General features: G+C 34.3%; 22 protein-coding genes and 1 pseudogene. 13 read left to right on the forward strand and 10 right to left on the reverse strand.

What is annotated here, in order from left to right; all coding sequences use genetic code 11:
* The first annotated feature begins 2 nt into the window (after nt 1–2).
* The 7 genes from JCM15579_RS06220 (at nt 3) to JCM15579_RS06250 (ending at nt 5,024) form a co-directional block, all read left to right on the forward strand.
* The gene (locus tag JCM15579_RS06220) at nt 3–536 is read left to right on the forward strand and encodes a 4Fe-4S dicluster domain-containing protein (protein ID WP_054717313.1); all 534 of its coding nucleotides are present in this window, start codon (nt 3–5) and stop codon (nt 534–536) included.
* 12 nt (nt 537–548) lie between these two features.
* Nucleotides 549–1,490 (forward strand): NrfD/PsrC family molybdoenzyme membrane anchor subunit, encoded by a 942-nt coding sequence (nrfD, locus tag JCM15579_RS06225; RefSeq protein WP_054717316.1) that lies wholly within the window; start codon nt 549–551, stop codon nt 1,488–1,490.
* Between the two features lie 33 nt (nt 1,491–1,523).
* Entirely contained in the window at nt 1,524–2,045 is a 522-nt protein-coding gene (locus tag JCM15579_RS06230) for a YeeE/YedE thiosulfate transporter family protein (protein ID WP_054717319.1), read from the forward strand.
* A gap of 25 nt (nt 2,046–2,070) precedes the next feature.
* Nucleotides 2,071–2,661, forward strand: a complete 591-nt coding sequence (locus JCM15579_RS06235) for a YeeE/YedE thiosulfate transporter family protein (protein WP_054717323.1) — start codon at nt 2,071–2,073, stop codon at nt 2,659–2,661.
* 31 nt (nt 2,662–2,692) lie between these two features.
* Complete coding sequence (locus tag JCM15579_RS06240; RefSeq protein ID WP_172677376.1) at nt 2,693–3,307, forward strand: rhodanese-like domain-containing protein; 615 nt, start codon at nt 2,693–2,695, stop codon at nt 3,305–3,307.
* Nucleotides 3,308–3,639: 332 nt separating this feature from the next.
* On the forward strand, nt 3,640–4,581 hold the full coding sequence (locus tag JCM15579_RS06245; protein WP_054717330.1) for an OmpP1/FadL family transporter: 942 nt from the start codon (nt 3,640–3,642) through the stop codon (nt 4,579–4,581).
* 119 nt (nt 4,582–4,700) lie between these two features.
* On the forward strand, nt 4,701–5,024 hold the full coding sequence (locus tag JCM15579_RS06250) for a hypothetical protein (protein ID WP_054717333.1): 324 nt from the start codon (nt 4,701–4,703) through the stop codon (nt 5,022–5,024).
* 51 nt (nt 5,025–5,075) lie between these two features.
* On the opposite strand, the gene JCM15579_RS06255 is transcribed toward JCM15579_RS06250, so the two are convergent.
* Nucleotides 5,076–6,116 carry a hypothetical protein gene (locus JCM15579_RS06255; protein ID WP_054717336.1) on the reverse strand — a complete coding sequence of 347 codons (1,041 nt, stop codon included), beginning with the start codon at nt 6,114–6,116 and terminating at the stop codon, nt 5,076–5,078.
* 165 nt (nt 6,117–6,281) lie between these two features.
* On the opposite strand from JCM15579_RS06255, the gene JCM15579_RS06260 reads away from it, so the two are divergent.
* Together JCM15579_RS06260 and JCM15579_RS06265 are read left to right on the forward strand one after the other, a co-directional pair.
* Entirely contained in the window at nt 6,282–6,803 is a 522-nt protein-coding gene (locus JCM15579_RS06260) for a DinB family protein (RefSeq protein WP_157471359.1), read from the forward strand.
* The gene (locus tag JCM15579_RS06265) at nt 6,791–7,516 is read left to right on the forward strand and encodes an NRDE family protein (RefSeq protein ID WP_054717342.1); all 726 of its coding nucleotides are present in this window, start codon (nt 6,791–6,793) and stop codon (nt 7,514–7,516) included. The genes JCM15579_RS06260 and JCM15579_RS06265 overlap by 13 nt, the downstream gene beginning before the upstream one ends.
* A 38-nt stretch (nt 7,517–7,554) precedes the next feature.
* On the opposite strand, the pseudogene JCM15579_RS22245 reads toward JCM15579_RS06265, so the two are convergent.
* Nucleotides 7,555–9,211, reverse strand: a pseudogene (locus tag JCM15579_RS22245) (phosphoenolpyruvate carboxykinase (ATP)).
* Between the two features lie 410 nt (nt 9,212–9,621).
* Nucleotides 9,622–10,527: a site-specific tyrosine recombinase XerD gene (xerD, locus tag JCM15579_RS06275; protein ID WP_054717346.1), complete on the reverse strand. Its 906-nt coding sequence runs from the start codon at nt 10,525–10,527 to the stop codon at nt 9,622–9,624.
* Between the two features lie 185 nt (nt 10,528–10,712).
* On the opposite strand from xerD, the gene aroQ reads away from it, so the two are divergent.
* Nucleotides 10,713–11,138: a type II 3-dehydroquinate dehydratase gene (aroQ, locus tag JCM15579_RS06280; RefSeq protein ID WP_054717349.1), complete on the forward strand. Its 426-nt coding sequence runs from the start codon at nt 10,713–10,715 to the stop codon at nt 11,136–11,138.
* 130 nt (nt 11,139–11,268) lie between these two features.
* A complete protein-coding gene (gene pyk / locus JCM15579_RS06285; protein WP_054717352.1) occupies nt 11,269–12,684 on the forward strand; it encodes a pyruvate kinase in 1,416 nt (471 codons plus the stop codon).
* Between the two features lie 89 nt (nt 12,685–12,773).
* Here the strand turns inward: pyk and JCM15579_RS20010 are convergent, their stop codons facing one another.
* From JCM15579_RS20010 to JCM15579_RS06320, 7 genes are all read right to left on the reverse strand, one after another.
* Nucleotides 12,774–13,319: a HupE/UreJ family protein gene (locus JCM15579_RS20010; protein ID WP_083464564.1), complete on the reverse strand. Its 546-nt coding sequence runs from the start codon at nt 13,317–13,319 to the stop codon at nt 12,774–12,776.
* A 12-nt stretch (nt 13,320–13,331) separates the two neighbouring features.
* Nucleotides 13,332–14,090, reverse strand: coding sequence for an acyl-[acyl-carrier-protein] thioesterase (locus JCM15579_RS06300; protein ID WP_054717363.1), 759 nt, complete (start codon nt 14,088–14,090; stop codon nt 13,332–13,334).
* On the reverse strand, nt 14,090–15,274 hold the full coding sequence (locus JCM15579_RS06305; protein WP_054717367.1) for an Lnb N-terminal periplasmic domain-containing protein: 1,185 nt from the start codon (nt 15,272–15,274) through the stop codon (nt 14,090–14,092). The genes JCM15579_RS06300 and JCM15579_RS06305 overlap by 1 nt, the downstream gene beginning before the upstream one ends.
* Before the next feature lie 560 nt (nt 15,275–15,834).
* Nucleotides 15,835–16,476 (reverse strand): outer membrane lipoprotein periplasmic chaperone LolA1, encoded by a 642-nt coding sequence (lolA1, locus tag JCM15579_RS06310; protein WP_054717370.1) that lies wholly within the window; start codon nt 16,474–16,476, stop codon nt 15,835–15,837.
* A gap of 108 nt (nt 16,477–16,584) precedes the next feature.
* On the reverse strand, nt 16,585–16,875 hold the full coding sequence (locus JCM15579_RS21380) for a DNA translocase FtsK (RefSeq protein WP_245625847.1): 291 nt from the start codon (nt 16,873–16,875) through the stop codon (nt 16,585–16,587).
* The gene (locus JCM15579_RS06315) at nt 16,865–18,979 is read right to left on the reverse strand and encodes an FtsK/SpoIIIE family DNA translocase (protein WP_245625848.1); all 2,115 of its coding nucleotides are present in this window, start codon (nt 18,977–18,979) and stop codon (nt 16,865–16,867) included. Before JCM15579_RS06315 ends, JCM15579_RS21380 begins: the two co-directional genes overlap by 11 nt.
* Nucleotides 18,980–19,106: 127 nt before the next feature.
* Nucleotides 19,107–19,787 (reverse strand): hypothetical protein, encoded by a 681-nt coding sequence (locus JCM15579_RS06320; protein ID WP_054717373.1) that lies wholly within the window; start codon nt 19,785–19,787, stop codon nt 19,107–19,109.
* A 435-nt stretch (nt 19,788–20,222) separates the two neighbouring features.
* On the opposite strand from JCM15579_RS06320, the gene arcC reads away from it, so the two are divergent.
* Together arcC and JCM15579_RS06330 are read left to right on the forward strand one after the other, a co-directional pair.
* Nucleotides 20,223–21,179 carry a carbamate kinase gene (arcC, locus tag JCM15579_RS06325; protein ID WP_054717376.1) on the forward strand — a complete coding sequence of 319 codons (957 nt, stop codon included), beginning with the start codon at nt 20,223–20,225 and terminating at the stop codon, nt 21,177–21,179.
* Nucleotides 21,180–21,271: 92 nt separating this feature from the next.
* Nucleotides 21,272–22,273, forward strand: a complete 1,002-nt coding sequence (locus JCM15579_RS06330) for an ornithine carbamoyltransferase (RefSeq protein WP_054717378.1) — start codon at nt 21,272–21,274, stop codon at nt 22,271–22,273.
* Nucleotides 22,274–22,381 lie beyond the last annotated feature (108 nt).

The raw sequence follows: 22,381 nt of genomic DNA on the forward strand, positions 1-22,381 counted from the left end.
CTATGAGATATGCAATGGCTATTGATACTAAAAAGTGTGTAGGTTGCAGCGACTGTGTAGTAGCTTGCCAAACCGAAAACGATGTGCCAATCGGGTATTGCCGCGATTGGGTTGTTGAAGTAATGGATGGTACTTATCCTCAATTGGAAATGGAACTGCGTTCAGAGCGATGTAATCACTGTGAGAATTCGCCTTGCGTTCGTTGTTGCCCAACAGGAGCAAGCCATTACTCAGAAGGAGGTGCTGTTTTAGTCACTAAAAATGAATGTATTGGATGTAGTGCTTGTATTACGTCATGTCCTTATGATGCACGTTTTGTTCATCCAGAAGGATATGTTGATAAATGTACCTTCTGTTTACACAGGGTGAAGAACGGTATGCAACCAGCTTGTGTGGCAGTATGTCCAACAAAGTGTATGTATTTTGGTGATCTGGATGATCCAAGAAGTGAAGTTTCACAAGTTCTGAAAAAAAGAAAATATAAAACCTTAATACCCGAGGCAGGAACGAAACCTCACTTGTATTTCCTAATCTAAAACCGTGATAAAATGAGAGAAGAAATAATTGTAAGCGGCAGAAATAACCCATTAATCGATCCTCAATTACATGTTTGGCATTGGGAGATTCCAACTTACCTGTTTTTGGGAGGTTTGGCTGCAGGATTGATGTTTTTTGCTGCTCTTTATACGATTCGAAATAAAGAAAATGAATACAAAACAGCAGTTCGAATTGCTCCCATGCTGGCTCCAATAGCATTGGTACTAGGATTGATTGCTTTGTTTTTAGATTTGCATCACAAATTGTATTTCTGGAGGTTATATACAACCATTCGACTGGAGTCACCTATGTCTTGGGGAGCTTGGACCCTCATGGTTGTAACGCCGATTTCGATCATTTGGACTGCAATGCATATCAAAGACTTATTTCCTAAATGGAACTGGAAATTTGATGTGATTGAGGAGTTGATGGAATTTTTCCACAAACAAAAAAGAACACTAGCATGGATCATGCTGATTTCATCAGCTATACTAGGGATTTATACTGGGATTCTATTCTCGGCATTTAATGCTCGTCCACTTTGGAATACGTCTATTCTTGGTCCATTGTTCCTGGCATCTGGATTGTCGGCTGGAGCCGCAGTTGTTATTTGGATGTCAAAGAACCATTCAGAACGAAAGAGGTTTGCGCAACTGGATCTCATGATTATAGGAATTGAACTTTTCCTTATTATCCATATGTTTATGGGATTTTTGGCAAGTACTCAAGTTCAGATAGATGCTGCAAATCTATTTTTAGGTGGAGAATATACTGCACCATTCTGGATTTTCGTTGTATTTCTGGGGATGATTGTTCCTGCTATTCTTGAAGGAATGGAATTGAAAGGATTTAAGATACCTGTTGCAATTCCGGTAGTTCTAGTACTTTTTGGAAGTGTGATGCTTCGATTTCTTATAGCCAATGCAGGCCAGGCTAGTAGATGGCTTTACTAAGCTAAATTTTGAAAAAACTTAAAACACTATAAAATGAGCGAAGTGAAAAAAACGAAATACTTTAATCCGTACATCGGTGGAGTATTGTTGGGACTTGTGCTTTTGGCAGCAAATTTTGTTTCTGGTCGTGGATTAGGAGCAAGTGGAGCTATTAAAAGTGTCGTGGTATCTACAGTAAATACTGTTGCTCCGAGTCATGCTGAAAATTCAGCTTTCTATAAAAACTATAATGAGAACCATGAAAATCCAATGAAATCATGGTTGGTATTTCAAATGATGGGTGTTCTTGTTGGGGGATTTTTATCTGGAGCATTTGCTAAACGTTTGAAGTTTAAAGTAGAACACTCTCCAAAAATTTCATCTAAACGAAGAATAATTTTTGCCATTTTAGGAGGTATGTTCTTTGGTTTTGGTTCCCAGTTGGGACGTGGCTGTACCAGTGGATCTGCTTTAAGCGGAATGGCAGTACTTTCAGTTGGAGGCTTTTTAACAATGGCTGCAATATTTGGTACAGCTTTTATGTTGGCTTACTTCTTTAGAAAAAATTGGATTTAATTATAAATGAATAAACAAATAGATTATGGCACCATTAATTGTTAATGAGATAATTTCACCGGATACCAATTTGTTCATTGCGTTTTTAATTGGAATCGGATTTGGATTTGTGTTGGAAGGAAGTGGATTTTCGTCAAGTAGAAAATTGGCTGGAATGTTCTATGGATACGACACAACTGTTTTAAAAGTGTTTTTTACAGCTGCCATTACTGCAATGGTAGGAATGTTATTCTTTAGTCTTTTTGGTTGGATCGATTTGGATTTTGTCTACATCAACCCAACTTATGTAACTTCCGCTTTGATTGGTGGAGTTGTAATGGGGATTGGATTCATTATGGGAGGATTTTGCCCGGGAACTGCATTCTGTGCATTTTCTATTGGTAAGCTTGATGCCCTTGCATTTATTGGAGGATTAATTTTAGGTATTGTTTTCTTTACTGAAGGTTATCCTTTGTTCGAAGAGATGTATAAAGCGAATTATCTAGGAACGCCTACAATGAATGAATTGTTGGATATTCCGAGAGGTGTATTTGCACTTGGTCTTATTCTTATGGCATTTGCCATGTTTTGGGTTGGTGAATGGGCAGAAAAGAAGTTCCCACGCGAAGAGTACTAGATGTAAACTTTTAAAAATCACTGAAATGAAAATGAGATTAATATTAGCTTCTGTATTTATTCCTTTAGGGATAATTATTGCAGCGATACCCGAAAATACAACTAAACAATTTAAATTAACAGCAGAAGACTTACTAGGTGAGGTGAAAGATGGAACTCAATTTGTTAGTACTGATGAGATTGCCGATATGTTGGTTCAAAAAGATCCAAGTCTTCAGCTAATTGATGTTCGCAGCCAGGCTGAATTTGAAAAATATAGCTTACCCGGAGCCATTAATATCCCTTTAACCCAGATTCTTTCTAATGAATATGAAGGATATATCAATCAAGGAGTAAAGATGAATGTTTTCTATTCAAATGGAAATCTTAAGGCAAATGAAGCTTGGATGTTGGCAAGACAACTAGGATACGAAAACAATTTTGTAATGCAAGGAGGTTTGAACTATTGGGCAGAAACCATTTTAAATCCAGAGGCACCAAAATCGGTTATGGCAGATGATGAAATTGCAAAATATGATTTTAGAAAAGGAGCAAGTGCTGCCTTAGGGGGTGGTAATGCTATGGTGACAAATACTAATACTGAGAAAAATCCAAAACCTACCATTAAAAAACGCAAGAAGAAAAAGCGTGCTGCAGGAGGTTGTTAGTATAAGGATTAATAAAAATAGAAGCCTTTTCGATGAATTTCGAAAAGGTTTTTTTATGACCGTTGTGAAATGAATAGATAAAAGTCGGATGTATCGATGAGAAATCTCTATCTGATTTAGTGATTATGTAAGTAATTGATAATCTGCTTATTTACATTGAATAAAAATTAAGGAAATCTTTAAAAATTATTAAAATTAAACTATTGAAATCTAGATAGTTAAAAATATGGTAGGTTTGATATATAGATATATGATATACAACATATATAGATGTGGAAAGAGTTGGTATTTTGTTTTCAAATCCTAATTATCAAACTAATTCATTACAGAAGATGAAAAAAACTTTTAAAATTATTTTTGCGGCATTCATCGTATTTGCAGGAATGTTGGCATCTAACCAGGTGATGGCAACCGACGGTTATTTTAGCTGTGGGTACGGTACTCAAAGTAAAGGTATGGGTGGCGTTGGTATCGCATGGTATAAAAACTCTTTAATCAATGGAAACCCAGCAGGTTTGGTTTCTTTAGGAAAGCAATATTCTTTTAGTGTTGGATTGTTTAATCCAAATAGAGAATATACGGTTTCGGGTAATCCTTCTATGATGCCTGGCACTTTTGGTTTACTTCCGGGAACTGTTAAAAGTGATAGCAAGATGTTTGTTATTCCTTCAATAGGTGCAAACTGGATGCTAAATGATAAAAGTAGTTTCTCTATCGCTTTATTTGGAAATGGTGGAATGAACACGGATTATCCACCTACAACTTTCCCAGATGGAAGTAAGATGGGAACTTTTGGTAGTAATGGGGATACTGGAGTAAATCTAATGCAGATGTTTCTTGGAGTATCTTATTCAAGAAATATTGCTAAAAACCATAGCCTTGGTATAACAGGTTTAATTGCATACCAAATGTTTGAAGCTAAAGGTTTGGGAGCTTTTGCACCATTTTCAAGTGCTCCTGATAAGTTAACTGATAATGGTATGGATAAAGCTACTGGTTTTGGATTCAAACTTGGTTATATGGGTAAATTGGCCAAAGGTCTAACTCTTGGAGCTAGTTATCAGACAATGTTATATATGAGCGAATTTGATGATTATGCAGGATTATTTGCTGAGCAAGGTGACTTCAATATTCCTTCAACTTGGACCATTGGTTTGGCTTATGAAATTAATGAAGACTGGGCTGTAATGGCAGATTTCAAGAGAATTAATTATACTGACGTTGCTTCTGTTTCAAATCCGATGGATCCAATGGCATTGCTCCTGCATTTCTGAATCCAGGTGGAAATCCAAATAATCCAGCAGATTATACTCCAAATCCAAATCATGTACCACTTGGAGCGGATAATGGAGCTGGTTTTGGTTGGGAAGATATCAACATTTTGAAATTTGGTATGGAATATTCAGGTATTAAAGACTGGACATTACGCGCAGGATATTCTCATGCCGAACAACCAATTCAAAGCTCAGAAGTATTGTTTAATATTCTTGCTCCTGGTGTGATTGAAGATCATGTTTCGTTTGGATTTAGTAAGAATATTGGAGATTCTGGAAAAGCAGTACATGTAGCATTCTGTTATGCATTACCAGCATCAGTTAAAGGATATAATCCAATGGATTATGAGTTTGATGCAAATACAGGTATGCCAACCGGTCACAATCAAACTATCAAGTTGGATATGAATCAGTTAGAAATTGATATTGCATTCACATTTTAACAGAACTTTATTATAAAAAAGAGAGGATTTATCAATGAAATCCTCTCTTTTTTATGCTTTCTTGGTAAAAGTTCGCTTGTATAAAGCACTCATAATTTCTTTAAAAGAATCAGGTTCGAAACCAAGTTTTCTGTTTTCCATACTAATTTCATAAACCAATCTCATATGTTGTATTATCACTTTATATGCTTTTAATAAAGGAAAGTCAGGATCATAGATATGTGCTGGTTCAGAATTGGTACCATTTAATTCTATAATTTTGATATTTGTTCCTTTGTACAAGTCTTCAATGCTGTTTACCTTCATATCAAATCGACCATAGTAATATCCATCCAGCGGTTTTGAAATCTTCCTAAAAACAGAAATTAGCTGATCGTTTATTAAGTTGTTTCCATCTAGAAATTTGGTTCCTCGATTATGATTTCCAATGGGTTCTAATTTGTAAATAATGCCAGCAGGAACTATTTGATTCCATTTAGAATTGTATTTTCTTTTTAGATAGGATATTCTGCTCGAAGCCCTGATATTTGCCTTTACCAATTCCGAAAATTTTAATTTTCCATTACCTGTGATCGTTAGAAATTCCTTTCTTACAATGGAAGTGATTCCATCTTTTTTTGAAATAGGGAAACGATGATAGAATACGCCTAATTCAATGGGGTAATCGATAAATTCCTGAAAAAGAATGTCTTTATGCATATCTTTTAAAAAAGGAAGAAGATCAGATTCGGAATCAATTTTTTCGACCCCAACACCTCTTTCTCCAACATTTGGTTTGCATACAATAGGAAAGTCTATTTCATGATCCATCATAAGTTGTTTCATCTCGGATGGTTCAATTTTGGAATGTGCTACAAATCCTTTGGGAATGTATTGTTTGTCGAGATTACTGAGGATACTCATTTTATCCATTCCAAATGCACCTCCAAATTTCATTGCAGGATTGGCTGGGGTGAAATAAGCAAATGATTTAGCTTTAATAGCAAGGTAAAATCCGTAAAAAAACATTGGGATGTAGAAAAACCAAAATGGCCAAAACTCGAAATGAAACCACTTAGAAATGATGAACGGGATTTTTATTTTTCTACTCATAGTTTTTCTGTGTAAATATTAAAATGATTTTTCAAGGTAGTAATTTCTGTTTTTATTAAAAGTTGATTTGAATAAAATCATATAGGTATTGGTTAAAATTACTTAAGGCTATGATATATATTGACAATTTGATATCTTGTACTTATAACCATTTGTACCATATCTATGCAGAATCATATTTTTATAGCTAATAGAGAAATCTTAAGTCAACTTATCCATTTGTGTGAAAATATAACTCCTTTGCAATATTGTGAAGCTTTAAACCTATTGTCTCAAAATACCATAGGCAAGCATATGCGTCATATTATTGAATTTTATGACATTTTAATTGAAGCTTATGAAGAGAATAAACCAATAAGCTATGATGATAGAGTGCATTGCATCGAAACCGAAACCAGTTTAGTGTTGGCTTCTCAAAGGTTAAGCAAAGCCCTTAATTGGGTTGAAAATGCACAAACTGATAAAAAATTAATGTTGATTGTTAGTTATGATAGTGAAGGGAAAAATAGTATTTCAATTCCGTCAAGTTTAGAACGAGAATTGGTATACAATATTGAACATGCAATTCATCATATGGCAATTATTCGTATTGCGATTGAAAAAGAGTTTCCAGATATCGAATTGCATAAAAATTTTGGGATAGCTTACTCAACAATAAGGTATAGAGACGATTTATGTGCACATTAACATATATACCTATAGATAATAAGAATTTCATTTTTACCACAAATAGAGATGAAGATCCTAATAGAATAGCTTTGCCTCCAGATAAGTATATCAATAATAATATTGAAAGCTTGTATCCAAAAGATCCAGAAGGAAATGGAACTTGGATGTTGTGTAATAAATATTTCAGTGTTTGTTTATTAAATGGGGCTTTCGTAAAGCATAAACATGAACCACCTTATAAAAAGAGTAGAGGACTTGTTGTTTTAGAGTATGAAAAATTCAAAAATACAATTGAGTTTGTATTGAATTTTGATTTTGTGGGAATAGAACCATTTACAATGGTTGTAGTAAGATATAATTCGGAAATTTTAATGGAGGAAGTGAGGTGGGATGGTAGCTCGGTTCATTATAAGAAACTTGATCCGAAAAGAGCTGAAATTTGGTCATCATCAACTTTGTATGATGAAACAGCAAAAAAAATGAGAAAGGCTTGGTTTGTAGATTGGAAAATGATGGATGATATATCATACTCTAAAGTGCTTGATTTTCACAAAAATGCTGGTTGTAACGATTTGTTTAATGGATTGGTCATGAATAGAAAGGAACTGGTTAAAACTACCAGTATTACCCAAATAATACATGATAAATTAGGAATAAGAATGAGGTATGAAGATCTTCGTACAAAAGAAGTAACAGAGAAATATATGACAAAAGAAAAGAGTCTCAATTGAGACTCTTTTTATTAGAAATAAAATAACAAGTAGAGTAATTATTTTCCAGGACATTGAGAAATGATATCCTGTGAAATATCTTGTTTTCCATATGATTTATCAAATTCACAAGAGAATTTCTCAGCTAACTTTTCAGCTGTTTTTTTGTAATCTTCCTTGTTTTCCCAAGTATTAATTGGATTTAAGATTTCAGTTGGAACATTTTCACAAGAAGTAGGAATATTTACATGGAACAATTGGTCTTCAGTATATTCTACATCATTTAATTTTCCACTTAAAGCTGCATCAACCATTGCTCTTGTATATTTTAACTTGATACGAGAACCTGTTCCGTATGAACCACCACTCCAGCCAGTGTTAATTAAGAAAACATTGGTATTGTGTTTTTCCATTTTCTCACCAAGCATCTCAGCGTAGATATTTGGATTACAAGGCATAAATGGTTGTCCAAAAAAACGTGAGAAAGTTGCCTGTGGCTCTGTTACTCCGGTTTCAGTTCCAGCTAATTTCGAGGTATATCCCATAAGGAACCAAAGCATAGCTTGCTCTTTAGTCAGTTTTGAGATTGGAGGCAATACACCGTATGCATCGGCTGTAAGGAATAAAATTGTATTTGGATTCCCCGAAGTTGAACTCTCCTTAATATTTTTTAAGAAACGAAGAGGATAACTTGCTCTTGAGTTTGGAGTAAATCGATCATCGAAGAAATCTAACTCTCCGTTTGGATAAATCATTGCATTTTCAATAATTGCACCATGTTTGGTATAATCATCTTCGTGCATAACAGCGTCATAAATTTCAGGCTCATTTTCAGGCTTGATATCAATCATTTTAGCATAACAGCCATTTTCAAAATTGAAAATACCATCGTTACTCCATCCATGTTCATCATCTCCTAAAAGAGCTCTGTTAGGATCAGCTGATAAAGTGGTTTTACCAGTTCCCGAAAGACCTAGAAGAAGCAGAATCACCATTTTTGCCTTCGTTTGCTGAACAGTGCAAAGGAAGAACACCTTTAAATGGCAAATAGTAATTCATTACAGTGAACATCAATTTTTTCATTGCTCCCATGTAAGAAGAACCAATAACGATCCCTATTTTCTGATCGAAATCAACAACTACGCAAATGTCAGATGTTTCTCCATTGGGAAGTTCTCTTACCAGACCTTTGTAACGATCTTTATTTAATTTGTTGTTTGGTAAAGCAATCAAATGAAATTCATCATTTGCAAAAATCGATTTGTCAAGGTCATTAGGTACTGGTCTAAACATGTTGTCGATAAAAACCTGACTTAAACTTTTATCAGTAATGGTTTTTACTGGCAATGCATATTTTGAATCTGCACCAATTACTCTATCCGTGATATAAACTGTTTCTTTTTCATCAATCATCTTTAAAGCGTCCTCAAAAATCATCGAAAACGTTTGCGGATTCATAGCGATATTATTGGCTGATGACCAGTCTATATTTAATTCACTTTCAGGATTTCTTACGATATAAGTATCCTTAGGACTTCTACCTGTAGAATGAGGAGGTGTCCAAGTTGCAAGTGAGCCGTTCTTTGTTAAAACTGCTTCTTTATTTTCTACTGCTTGAGTAATTAGAGATTCTCTTGAAAGATTCTCTTGAATGTTGGAATGCTTTTTTAATGATTCTTGTAATTCTGCAATCATATTAACTTCAATAGCGTTCATGTGACATTTAATATTTGGTTTGGAGCTTCAAAAGTATGACTATATATGAATAAATCCTACTATGTACATATTTTTTTGTAATTTTTAATGTATTATTTCTCAGTAAGTTTTACTACTTTTACCATGGGGAAAATTGATCTAGGGACGTTAAAATCGTTTCTTTTTTTCAGTTTTCCCCTCTTTTTTGTTTAAAATAATTTCATCTTTTCTTTGAGCTACAAACGTTTGCGTAAAAATCATTAATTCTAAATAATTTAAAATTATGATTAAGAGTGTCGGATGCCTGAGATATAGACTAGCAGGAAGATTTCTTACTAAAAGTTATAAAAAAACCTCCAAAGCAACTGCCTTGGAGGTATTAAAAATGACATTTATTTCAGATTCCATTAAAAAATGGAAAGAAAATTTAATTAGTCTTTAGATCTTGGATGGAAATTCTTGATTGTTTCTTTCAAATATTCTCTATCCAAATGTGTGTAAATTTCAGTTGTTAAAATTGACTCGTGACCTAACATTTCTTGTACGGCTCTCAAATCAGCACCACCTTCTACAAGGTGAGATGCAAAAGAGTGACGGAAAGTGTGAGGAGAAACATTTTTCTTCAAACCAACTTTCTTAGATAAGTTCTTAATAATGGTAAAGATCATTACACGTGATAACTTACGACCTCTTCTGTTCAAGAATAAGATATCTTCACTATCCTTATCGATATTTAATTTACCGCGATAGTTTTTAAGATACAATTTGATTTCTTTTTTAGCTTTCTTTCCAATTGGAATTAAACGTTCTTTGTTTCCTTTTCCATGAATTTTAATAAATCCCATACGGAAATGAAGGTTAGAAACTCTTAAGTCGATTAATTCTGATACTCTCAATCCACAAGAATATAAAGTTTCAAGAATTGCACGGTTTCTTTGTCCTTCTGACTTGTTCATGTCAACAGCTTTTACCAAAACGTCAATTTCGTCTGTAGTTAAAGTGTCAGGAAGTTTACGTCCAATTTTTGGAGCTTCTAATAAAGCAGTTGGATTTTTTTCGATAATTTCTTCTAATAATAAATACTTAAAGAAAGCTTTAATACCAGAAATTACACGTGCTTGTGTGCGAGGGCTAGTACCTGCATCGTTAATCCAAGCTACAAAATCCTTCAAATGTTGAAGTACTACTTCTTCAGGAGTTACCTCGATATTCTTTTCTCTAAAGAAAGTAGTTAATTTAGTAATGTCATTAATGTAAGCGTCTACCGAGTTCTTAGAGAGAGACTTCTCTAAGGTGAGGTAGGTCTTAAAATTTTCAATTGTTGTTGTCCATTTCATTTTATCCAGTTTTTAGTATGTAGTTATAGTTGTAAATAATTTGCTTTATAATTTGTAGTTTTACTCAAGCATTTAAATATACGAATTGTTTATGATAATTCCTGAGTGCAATTTAAAAAAATATTACGTAAGCTGACAAAAATTTCATATACTATTTATGTTTAACCTTAAAAATTTTTGATAAGATGAATTTTTTGATAATAAATGGACCTAACCTAAATCTACTTGGAGTGCGCGAAAAATCTATATATGGAGAAGTTTCGTTTGAAACTTATTTTGAGGAGTTAAAGAAGATCTACGGAAAAATTCAACTTGAATATTATCAATCTAATATAGAGGGCGAATTGATTGATGAAATACATCGTATAGGTTTCGATTATGATGGTATTATTCTAAATGCCGGGGCTTATACTCATACTTCTGTAGCGCTTGGAGATGCGATTGCAGCTGTAAATACGCCTGTTATTGAGGTGCATATATCTAATGTGCATAAGCGAGAGCCCTTCCGAAGTAAAACCATGATTGGAAAGGATTGTATTGGCACAATTGCTGGGTTTGGATTGGATTCTTATCGTTTGGCGATAGAAGCTCTTTTATCCCGTTTGGACTAAAGTTATTTTTTTTGTGACAAAAGTTTTTTTTACATCGTTTGCAATTTATGCTATAAAATATGTACCTATAAGCTTGTAGTATTATTGACTATCTTTGTATTGCCAAAACTAATAATGAAAGAGTTTTTCTATGAAGAAGCATACGAAAATTATTGCAACGATTTCTGACAAGAGGTGCGATGTAGAATTTCTTACACAACTTTTTGAAGAGGGCATGAATGTTGTAAGGCTTAATACAGCACATCAAACACATGCCGATGCACAAAAAGTAATTGATAATGTCAGAGCTGTTTCAGACAAGATCGCATTACTTGTGGATACAAAAGGTCCTGAGATCAGAACGGTAGATGTTGAGGATGATTTATTCCTTAAAAGTGGTGATAGGATAAAAATTAAAGGAAAAAAAGAAGATGAAGAGGTAGATGACTGTCTGTTGGTTAGCTACGAAGATTTTGTTATTGATGTAGAAGTTGGTAAAAGGATCTTAATTGATGATGGAGAGCTGGAATTATTAGTTGTTGAGAAGCACGATGACTTCTTAGTAGTTGAAGCTAAAAATGAGGGCCCGATTAAAAATCGAAAGAGCGTAAACGTACCGGGTGTTTCTATTAAATTACCTTCACTTACTAAAAAAGACAGAACTTTTATCGATTTTGCCATTGAACAGGATATTGATTTTATAGCACATTCATTTGTTAGAAATAAAGAGGATGTTCTGGAAATTCAAAAAATACTGGATAAATATGATTCCAAAGTAAAAATCATTGCAAAAATCGAAAATCAGGAAGGTGTTGATAATATTGACGAAATTCTTGATCATGCATATGGAGTGATGGTTGCAAGAGGTGATTTGGCAATTGAAATTCCAGCGCAAAAATTACCTGTAATTCAAAGAAAAATAATTAGAAAGTGTATGGAGCGTAAAAAACCTGTGATTATTGCAACACAGATGCTTCATTCAATGATTAAAAATCCTAGACCAACACGTGCGGAAGTTAGCGATATTGCGAATGCAATATACAACAGAACGGATGCAATCATGCTAAGTGGAGAAACGGCTTATGGAGATTACCCGGTTGAGTCGGTTCGTACCATGAAAGAAGTTGCGATTGAGGTAGAGAAAGAATTATATCCTGATACAAGAAAGAATTTTGTTCCTAGTAACCAGGAATTAACGGCAATTTTGGCTCGTTCTGCAGTAAAATCATCTCAATTGCTTCCTGTAAAAGCAATTGTTACCGATACCTTAACAGGAAGAACAGGTCGTTATTTATCAGCCTACAGAGGAACTTCTCCTGTTTATGCTTTGTGTTATTCAAAAAGAGTTATGCGCGAATTGGCTCTTTCGTATGGTGTCGAAGCAGGCTATAGAAAATTATTGGCCAGTAGAGATGAGTACGTGAAGCAATCGATGTATACTTTAATGGAAAAGAAATACTTTACAGAAGATGATATGGTGATAATCATCGGTGGAAGTTTTGGTCCATCTAAAGGAGTTTCATTTATGGAAATCAGTAAAGTAGATCAGTTGACACATAAGGTGTAACAAAATAATATTGAAGCAAAAAAAATGCGAATCATCTCGATTCGCATTTTTTTTAACCTGTATTATTGAGGCTTAGTATCTCAAATATATCAGAACCAAGCTATCCCAATGCCAATTCCCGAAATGGAAAGGTTGAAACTTTTTCTGTCGGTTTTAAATACTGCAATGATTAAAGCAGAAATCAACAAACCTGCCAATATAACTATTAAGTAAGCAGCCAATACTCCCAGACTGTATCCTGATAGGTGAATGAATTTTAAGTTGCTGCCAAATGCTTTCAGGTAATGTAAGCTAATGCTGGTGCCAACTACCAATCCGATTAATGCGAAAAAATTGTATCGAATGGCATTTGCCGATAAGTTGTTTGAAATCATATGATGAACTCCGACAACTAATAATGAAATTGCTGTTGCCAACCTGATGGTTGAATAGGAGAAATGTGTGATTTTAAAACATGCTAATAGCAATCCCACGAGAGATCCAATGCCAAGGGCAAGGAAAAGTGAAAATAGATTTTTCCAATCTTTTAGTTGAAAAACGATGCCAAAAAGCAATAGAATTAAAAAATGATCAAAAAGAGAGAATGAGATTAGGTATGAAAAAGCGGATTCGAATCCAGATAAAAATTGTTGCATATTGTTCTTAAATTATTTCCATTTAATAATAGACCTGCAATTTTCTACATTGCTTTTGTTGTTACGAATCACAAAGTGAGATTCGCGGTCGTTATTACTACTGCAATTATTGTGAATGCTTAATTGATCGTTGTACTTGGCTTCGTGCAGGAAATTAATTTCCAATTCGTCAATCAAGCCAGAGCTTAATTTCTCAATCGGGCAAGAATCTACAATCCATTTGATGTATTTCACATTATTAACATGCTGGTTAATGTCAATATCACTGAAATGCACATCAATAGTTAGGTTTGGATTTTCATCGACATTAGTATTTAATTTTTGCAATGAAGTTTCAAATACCTTTTCAGCATTTTCATATTTGGTACCATCGATAATGGAGTGGGGGCGAGTTGGTCTTTTATTCTTGATATTAATGATTAACCATGATGAACTTGCCAGGATAATAGCATTGCCTTCTCTATCGAGAATTCTAAAATCTCTGTTCCCAAACAAACCTTCAATTCCTGTAGGCCAGGTTTCAACAGTTATTTCATCGGTCCATTTTGGATAATCAATCACTTTAACTTTTAGTCGTGTCAACACCCACGATAAATCTTGTTGCATTAATTTATCGATTCCCCAGTTTAAAGCATCGGCATGCATGCCAGCAATTTCTTGCAGGTAATTGCATATGGATGTCAGTTTTACTCTTCCATTAAAATCAGTATCGAAAGAGCCAATTCTGAATGTCTTTGTGAATTTTGTTTGATTAATTTCTAGAGTATCCATTAAATCAACTTGATTTTTAATTTTTTAACGATATAGATTGATCGTACGAATAATAAAGCCACAATCGGTAAAATCTCATTTGGTAATGATTGTTGAATGATAGACCATGCGGCCAAAATAATTAGCAATAGTACCGAGCTCGCAAAGAAGAAAAAGTATGATGCTTTATTTTTCATGCTCAGCAAGATGTTTGCCACAGGAAAATAAAATGGTAAGGCCCAAAGAATGTTCCAGTTTGGTCCGGTTGCCTGATGATCGGTAAAAAACCAAAGGAAAATAATTACCCAACCAACTAGACCAGTTGCTCCGAATAAAACATGATCGATAATGAAATAATTGCGCTTGCTTTTTAAAGTGCGAATGCTTACCCATAAAACGATTAGTGAAAGTATTCCGAATATAAAACCTGGGCGTTTGTACCATTCCGTCATTTTGTAATCCAAAGCTGGTTTTAATACTTCGGTGGTATTACTAACCAGTGGGACTCTTTCTCCGTTATTCAATACTGTAGCATCGCCAAAAGCATACATCATGTTGTCAGGTAAAAACATATACTGGTATGGTGTGGCTTCAACATCACATGGTGAACCTAGAATTAAATGGATACCAAGGTAAATCCATCGACTTCGTTCCATAAAATGATCCAATAAGTTCCAGAAGTTTTTAGGCTCAGCATTATTTTCTTTATAGATGATTTTACCATCTACATTGGCTTCTATGATATCTCGTATTCGCGTAGAACAATTATCAAAGAGAAAATCGTAATGATAATATCTATTTTCAGGTTTGTAATTTTCGATTACCGCTGCAAATAGTTTTCTTTTTGTTTCGAGATCTAAATTCAATTTCTGTTCAGTAACTCCTTGTCCGGATCTCATGTATTCAGGCAAAAAATCGCGGTAAGGAGCAAATGCTAAACGATACATTAATTTGCCTCTGGCAAATTTCATGTAAAAGTTTGGGGTGTTAAAATTGAATGTTCCATAATTAAAAACAAGGTCAATTTGGTTTAAAGGATCGTGAAAACGCAATGCAGAGTGACCAAAATGAGAATACAATTCATCACCTGGCGAACAGGTTAGAAGACTTACTTCTGATTGTTCGGAAAGTTGCTTTGCATATGTGTTAGAGAATGATAGAAGGCCAATTGCTAATAGGCTTATAAAGAATTTAAATCTTTTCATAAGTATGAATATTTATCTGATCGAAGATATACAAAATACCATTATTTCGTATGGTGTTGATCTTATAAAACGCTCATGTTGCATATATATTGAAGGAAATCATGGGATTACTGAAAAAAGGGTCGTTCTCTTTTAATTTGTTTGCTTTGGAAGATGGAAAAATTACTTGGGACAAAAAATTCATTCTATCTCTTCTTGTAAATGGTCAAATTTTTCAAAAAAAATGCTTTTCGTAGTGCACAATTCTACTTTTTTTTCAAAAAGTTGGGTTTTGGAGTAGGAAAAATCACTTCGGGCCAAAATTTCATTCTATTTCTTCTTGCAAATGGTCAAACTTTTTCAAAAAAAGCTTTTTCGTAGTGCACAATTCTATTTTTTTTCAAAAAGTTGGGTGTTAGCAGTAGGAAAAATTACTTCGGACCAAAATTTCATTCTTTTTCCTCTTGAAATCGGTTGACTTTTTAAAATGAAGTATTTTATGGTGTGCAATTCTGCAATTCCTTTTTTGCATAAAAAATCCCCTGTGAAAACAGAGGATTGGAATATGGATTAAAACAATCTTATCTCATATCATTTACTTCTACATCAGGATTTGCAGCAGTATCGAATACAAAATCCTTATCGGTTAATGTAACATTAGGAGTTAACTTTTTAAGAATAATGCTTACATCGTTTCCATCTTTACCAACTGATTTAAGAGCACTGATTTGGTTTGTAGCCTGATCGATTTTTAGTCGAATGTGAGTGAAACCACGTTCATTATCGGTTGGAAACAAATCTATAACATGAAGTTTTTTTCCATTTTCAGTTACTTCGTTTACATATTTATAAGTAAAGCCAGTTTCGTAAATCGAAAAGATCTTAGCAGGATTTAATGCTTCATCTTCGTCTACACCAGGCTCTTTAATACTTACCTCTTCTGCATCAATAATATGAGTATATTGTGTTTTTCCATCAAAGTAAATATCGGTTCCCATTAAGTTTAATTTATACTTGTTTTCTTTTAGTACAATACTTCCGTCAGATACTTCGTGGATATCCTCTTCATCATTATCCATTGAGTAAGTGAATTCAGCCTTTAGGCTTTTATATTCTTTATTGATCTCTGATACTTTATCTAAAATAGCTTTTGCTTTGGCATCTTGTGCTGATACATTAAGGCTGATAAGTCCAAGTAAGAGTAAACAAAAAAAGTTTTTCATGTGTTTAATTTTATTTTAATTGATACATGTAACACTCAATTTACATGTTCGGTTCATTTTTCCTGATTTGTATTTAATTCAATTAGATATTCAATTATTGTGCCAGACCTAATTTGCAATGTTGTTTAATAGTTGTTCCAATGAATATTCGTCTTGTATAAGCACCTGACGAGCTTTACTTCCTTCAAAAGGCCCTACAATTCCTGCAGCTTCCAATTGGTCAACAATTCTCCCGGCTCGGTTGTATCCAATAGAGAATCGGCGTTGAATTCCCGAAGTTGACCCTTGTTGTGAAGTCACCACCAAGCGAGCAGCTTCTTCGAACAATGCGTCGCGTTTCTGAAGATCGATATCTCCAGCGCCACTCTCCGATGATTCTCCAACATATTCAGGCAGCATCAAGGCAGAAGTAGGATTGTTGATTATTAATAAATTCGGTAATTGCTTCCACTTCCGGGGTGTCAACAAAGGCACATTGTACACGCACCAAACTGCTACTGATTGATACCAACATATCACCTCGCCCGATTAATTGGTTGGCCCCAGGACTGTCCAGAATGGTTCTGGAGTCAATCATAGAGGCTACTTTAAATGCAATTCTGGCAGGGAAGTTTGCCTTAATCACACCCGTAATGATATTTGTAGAAGGTCTTTGTGTTGCAATAATCATATGAATACCAATTGCACGAGCCAATTGGGCAATTCTGGCAATCGGAGCTTCAACCTCCTTGCCGGCTGTCATAATCAAATCAGCAAACTCATCAATAATTACCACAATGTATGGCAAGTACCTGTGACCATTCTCCGGATTTAATTTTCGTTTTATAAACTTGGCATTGTATTCTTTGATATTTCTTGCATGCGCTTTTTTCAGCAAATCGTAACGAGAGTCCATTTCGATACACAAGGAATTCAATGTAGAAATTACCTTATGGATATCTGTAATGATTGGCTCTTCTTCTTCAGGAAGTTTTGCTAAAAAGTGCTTTTCTATGGTTGAATAAATACTTAATTCAACCTTTTTAGGATCGATTAAAACAAATTTTAGTTGTGATGGATGCTTCTTATACAAAAGAGATGTAATAATGGCATTCAACCCAACCGACTTACCTTGACCAGTAGCACCTGCCACCAAAAGGTGAGGCATTTTGGTTAGATCAAGGGTGTATGTTTCATTGGAAATGGTTCTACCCAATGCAACAGGTAAAGCAAATTTTGATTCCTGAAACTTCTTGGATGCAATGATGTTCTTCATCGAAACAATTTCAGGGGTACGATTAGGAACCTCAATACCAATTGTACCTTTTCCCGGAATAGGAGCAATGATACGAATTCCGAGAGCTGACAAACTTAATGCAATGTCATCTTCCAGATTTTTAATCTTAGAAATTCGAACTCCAGGTGCAGGAACAATTTCGTAAAGAGTAACCGTAGGTCCAATGGTTGCTTTAATTTGTACAATTTCAATTTTGTAATGACGAAGCGTTTCAACAATCTTATTCTTATTGCTCTCTAATTCCTCTTTGCTAACAACCGAATTGTTTATCTGGTGATCTTCCAATAAATCGATAGTTGGAAATCTATATCTGGATAAATCCAAGGTTGGATCGAAATCTTCTAAAGGCTCTTGATTAAGAGGAACTGTTTCTTCCTGTTCTCTTACTGTCTCTATTTTCAACTCTACACCATCTTCACTTTCAGTTTCGTTTAATGCAGTTTCTTTGGTAGCATCAACAGGTATTTCCGGTTCTTCTGTTAATAGAATTTCAGATTCGAAATTTGGAGTCTCAAGTTCTATTTCTTCAGTGATTTCTGGTTGTTCTCTAATTTCGTCAGCTATCTCTTCTTCTAAATCTTCATTTTCAGTGATGGTTTCTGAGGTTTTTTCTTTCTTCTTAACCAATCTTTTAAAGAAACCTACAGTATTTTGAAAACCGAATGTTAATAGACAAAGGAGACTTAATATTAATAGGAATAAAGTTCCAACATTACCTATAGTGGAAACCAGCCATTCACTAATGAAAAAGCCATGAATGCCACCAAGAAACAGGAACGAATCACTTGTGGAATCCACAAAAACAAAAGCCATTCCTATTGAAAACCAAATGCTAAAAAGTAGGGTGTAAAGAATACTTTTCTTGATGGACTGAATCTTTAGCCCCCAGGAACGTAGGGATAGAACTACCATTACATATAGAAAGGAAAATGATGCAATTCCAAACCCTTTGTTGATGAATAAGTTTGAGAGATATGCTCCAGTTTTACCCGTCCAGTTTTCTACTCTTATTTCAGAATCCGTAATTAATTCGAGCCATTTAATATCTAGTTTACTTTGATCTGCACCTCCTGTGAAAAAGAAGGATACAAATGCCAGACTTGTATATATGGTAAAAAGTGAAAGAGTAACTCCCAAAATGAAACGAGTTCTTTCATCACTTAAAAATTTGGGTTTTGAGAATATCTTTCTTCGGGATTTAGGTTTTGATTTCTTTTTTGTAGCCATTCGTTTATTTTTCAGTGTGTTGCTGATGTCACGCTGTTGCGAAATTTATGTAAAAGTAATAAAAATGGCTTGGAAATCCACAGTTTTAATTGTGTGCAAAAGATTAATTTTTGGATAAAATCTTTAACTAGTTGAAATCTACAATATATTTTTTCAAAGTTGCTTTGTCTGAAAGAACGTATTCTGCAGGAACATTAAATTCTTCTGAAGCTATTTTTTCTAAACTTACGCTTTGAGCAGTAAACTTCATTTTTATCTTATTCATTGTAGTTTCAAACTCCATAAGAACACCTTCTATTTCATTTAAAGGTGTATTTCTGTTCGGATTCTCAAGGCCAATTTCTTCTGTATACGCAACTTTAATAGGATTTATTGTTTCATCTTCGAAAAAAAGTTCGGCAACTTTACATTTGTATCCAGCTATTGTCTTAATCTCATCCAAATGTTTTATTCTGCTAGGAGGTAGTTGATTGTAAATAAAAGCAACTTCTTCTTTGGGAAATTCGTAGTTAAACTTGTTGTTCAGGACTTTAAGAAGAATATGGCTTTTATCACAATCGAAATTTGAAATAAACTTTGTGCTAAAAAAACCAAGATATCCTTCAGAAGTTAAACTGATGTTATTTTTTTTAAACCGTAATTCTACTTTATTTGGAAGTAATGCTACAATAGGATTTTCTTTCTCCGAAGCGTAATAACTAACATCGTAAATAATAAGTCCTTCGTCAGCTTTGGTCTTATTTCCTGATTTACTATTACAAGAACTTAAGATTATTGCAAATAAAAAAAGGAAAATGGGTAGCCTCATAAAATTTGAGTTAGTTGGTATAGATTGTCCGGTAAAGTTGTTTTGAAATACTTCCTAAATGTATAAAACATCCTAAAATAAACGATAAAACTAATCTTCTTTCTTAAAGAATTTAAAGTTTCTACGATTAATTTATTTTTTGGTTTTAATTTATGCTAAAATGTGGACTGAAATTGATTTGCTTGTAAAATCTAATAATATAAACATAACTGCATTTTTTAATTCGGGTTGTGCAAACGAGTGATATCAAGTTTTCAGTTTGCTTTGAATTTCATTATTTTACATGTGTAACTACTAAACAGTAAAAATCATTCCGCTGTAATGTGTTGAAAAACAGGGTTTGAAAAAGTTTTTAAAAAAAAGCAAAATTTCTTGTTTTGTAATTAATTTTTTTAGTTTTGCAAAACTAACAAGAAAAACATAAAGCGAAAAGTAATGAATAAATTAGCAGTTGTAGCCTTAGGAGGTAATGCGTTGCTTCGAGGCAATCAGAAAGGTACTGTTGAAGAGCAAAATGCAAATACAACAGACACTCTTGAAAATTTGATTTTCCTTATTAAAGAAGGATATGATATTGTATTAGCTCACGGTAATGGTCCACAGGTTGGAAATATTTTGATGAGAAATGATGCAGGTGAGCAATTGTATAATATTCCTCAAATGCCATTAGATATTGATGTTGCCGATTCTCAAGGGGGTATTGGTTACATGATCGAGCGTAACTTAAGAAATGTTCTAAAGAAACATGGCATCAAGAAAGATGTTATTACTTTGGTTACTCAGGTTGTTGTGGATAAAGATGATCCAGCATTTGAGAATCCAACAAAACGTGTAGGTAAGATCTATACGAAAGAAGAAGCTGATGCATTGGCTGCTGATAAAGGATGGATTTTTAAAGAAGAGGTAAAAGCTGATGGTGGATGGAGAAGAGTAGTACCTTCGCCAAGACCAATGAGAGTAATGAACGAAGAAATCGTTTCAAAGTTAGCTCGCGAAGGAAATATCGTGATTACCGTTGGTGGCGGTGGAGTTCCGGTTTATGAGGATGCTGATGGTCAGATTTGCCCAGTGGAAGGTGTTATCGACAAAGATTTAGCTTCTGCATTAATTGGTGCAAGAATCAAAGCTGATGAATTCTACATCTTAACTGATGTTCCATATATTTACAAGAACTTTAAACAGCCAAACGAAGAAATTTTGGAATTCCTTGACTACAAGGATACAATGGAATTGATGGAAGATGGTCAGTTTGCTGAAGGTAGTATGGCTCCAAAAATTAGAGCTTGCCTGGAGTTTGTTCAGAACGGAGGTAAGAAATCGGTAATTACCGAAGCTACTAAGCTTGAGGACAAAAAGTATGGTAGTAAAATTACTATGGAATACGAGAACTAAAATTAAATAAGAATCTTGTGCCTTCGTTTTGTTATGTTGGCACAAGACTCTATTTTTGACAAATATTTGTTTATCCTATTAAAATTATAACAATGGCTTTCAATCTTAGAAACAGAAGTTTTTTGAAGCTTTTGGATTTTTCTCCAAAAGAAATTCAGTACATGTTAGATCTTGCAAGAGATTTAAAAAGAGCTAAATATGCTGGTAACGAGGTTCAAACTCTAAAGGGTAAGAACATTGCTTTAATTTTCGAGAAGTCTTCTACTCGTACGCGTTGTGCTTTTGAAACAGCTGCTTACGATCAGGGAGCTCACGTAACTTATTTGGGACCTTCAGGATCTCAGATTGGTGTTAAGGAATCTATGGCTGATACTGCACGCGTACTAGGTCGTATGTATGATGGTATTGAGTACCGTGGTTTCGGTCAGACTGTTGTTGAGGAATTGGCTAAGCACGCTGGAGTACCAGTTTGGAATGGTTTAACTGATGAATTCCACCCAACTCAAATTTTGGCTGATTTCCTTACTATGATGGAGCACTGTGATAAGCCATTACACCAAGTTTCTTTTGCTTACTTAGGTGATGCAAGAAACAACATGGCTAACTCATTAATGGTAGGTGCTGCTAAAATGGGTATGGATGTAAGAATCGTTGGTCCTAAGAATCTTCAACCAGAGGAAGAATTGGTGGCTCAATGTCTTGAAATCGCTAAAGAAACAGGTGCTAAGGTAACTGTTACTGCTAACACAGAAGAAGGTGTTAAAGGTTGTGATTTCCTTTATACTGACGTTTGGGTATCAATGGGCGAGCCAGATGAGGTTTGGAAAGAAAGAATCGAATTGTTGAAGCCTTTCCAGGTGAACAAAGAGACTATGGCTATGACTGGCAACGAAAAGTGTAAATTTATGCACTGTCTTCCTGCTTACCACAATAGAGAAACTAAGGTAGGTGAAGAAGTTTACCAGAAGTTTGGTTTAGATGGAATCGAAGTTACTGAAGAAGTATTCGAATCTCCAGCATCTATCGTATTTGATGAAGCTGAAAACCGTCTTCACACTATTAAAGCTGTAATGGTTGCTACTTTAGGAGCATAATTAAGCTTTAATTACAAGATAAATGAAAAGGGATAACAATTGGTATCCCTTTTTTTGTTTTTGTTATGATTAAATAATCACACCTAATTTACTTGTTAATAGGTTTGT

This window comes from Marinifilum fragile JCM 15579 (genome assembly GCF_001310955.1).
Lineage (GTDB): Bacteria > Bacteroidota > Bacteroidia > Bacteroidales > Marinifilaceae > Marinifilum > Marinifilum fragile.

Coding starts and splice junctions, on each gene's coding strand:
- JCM15579_RS06220 (WP_054717313.1), top strand. CDS start 3: ATGAGATATGCAATGGCTATTGATACTAAAAAGTGTGTAGGTTGCAGC.
- nrfD (WP_054717316.1), top strand. CDS start 549: ATGAGAGAAGAAATAATTGTAAGCGGCAGAAATAACCCATTAATCGAT.
- JCM15579_RS06230 (WP_054717319.1), top strand. CDS start 1,524: ATGAGCGAAGTGAAAAAAACGAAATACTTTAATCCGTACATCGGTGGA.
- JCM15579_RS06235 (WP_054717323.1), top strand. CDS start 2,071: ATGGCACCATTAATTGTTAATGAGATAATTTCACCGGATACCAATTTG.
- JCM15579_RS06240 (WP_172677376.1), top strand. CDS start 2,693: ATGAGATTAATATTAGCTTCTGTATTTATTCCTTTAGGGATAATTATT.
- JCM15579_RS06245 (WP_054717330.1), top strand. CDS start 3,640: ATGAAAAAAACTTTTAAAATTATTTTTGCGGCATTCATCGTATTTGCA.
- JCM15579_RS06250 (WP_054717333.1), top strand. CDS start 4,701: ATGGAATATTCAGGTATTAAAGACTGGACATTACGCGCAGGATATTCT.
- JCM15579_RS06255 (WP_054717336.1), bottom strand. CDS start 6,116: ATGAGTAGAAAAATAAAAATCCCGTTCATCATTTCTAAGTGGTTTCAT.
- JCM15579_RS06260 (WP_157471359.1), top strand. CDS start 6,282: ATGCAGAATCATATTTTTATAGCTAATAGAGAAATCTTAAGTCAACTT.
- JCM15579_RS06265 (WP_054717342.1), top strand. CDS start 6,791: ATGTGCACATTAACATATATACCTATAGATAATAAGAATTTCATTTTT.
- xerD (WP_054717346.1), bottom strand. CDS start 10,527: ATGAAATGGACAACAACAATTGAAAATTTTAAGACCTACCTCACCTTA.
- aroQ (WP_054717349.1), top strand. CDS start 10,713: ATGAATTTTTTGATAATAAATGGACCTAACCTAAATCTACTTGGAGTG.
- pyk (WP_054717352.1), top strand. CDS start 11,269: ATGAAGAAGCATACGAAAATTATTGCAACGATTTCTGACAAGAGGTGC.
- JCM15579_RS20010 (WP_083464564.1), bottom strand. CDS start 13,319: ATGCAACAATTTTTATCTGGATTCGAATCCGCTTTTTCATACCTAATC.
- JCM15579_RS06300 (WP_054717363.1), bottom strand. CDS start 14,090: ATGGATACTCTAGAAATTAATCAAACAAAATTCACAAAGACATTCAGA.
- JCM15579_RS06305 (WP_054717367.1), bottom strand. CDS start 15,274: ATGAAAAGATTTAAATTCTTTATAAGCCTATTAGCAATTGGCCTTCTA.
- lolA1 (WP_054717370.1), bottom strand. CDS start 16,476: ATGAAAAACTTTTTTTGTTTACTCTTACTTGGACTTATCAGCCTTAAT.
- JCM15579_RS21380 (WP_245625847.1), bottom strand. CDS start 16,875: ATGCTGCCTGAATATGTTGGAGAATCATCGGAGAGTGGCGCTGGAGAT.
- JCM15579_RS06315 (WP_245625848.1), bottom strand. CDS start 18,979: ATGGCTACAAAAAAGAAATCAAAACCTAAATCCCGAAGAAAGATATTC.
- JCM15579_RS06320 (WP_054717373.1), bottom strand. CDS start 19,787: ATGAGGCTACCCATTTTCCTTTTTTTATTTGCAATAATCTTAAGTTCT.
- arcC (WP_054717376.1), top strand. CDS start 20,223: ATGAATAAATTAGCAGTTGTAGCCTTAGGAGGTAATGCGTTGCTTCGA.
- JCM15579_RS06330 (WP_054717378.1), top strand. CDS start 21,272: ATGGCTTTCAATCTTAGAAACAGAAGTTTTTTGAAGCTTTTGGATTTT.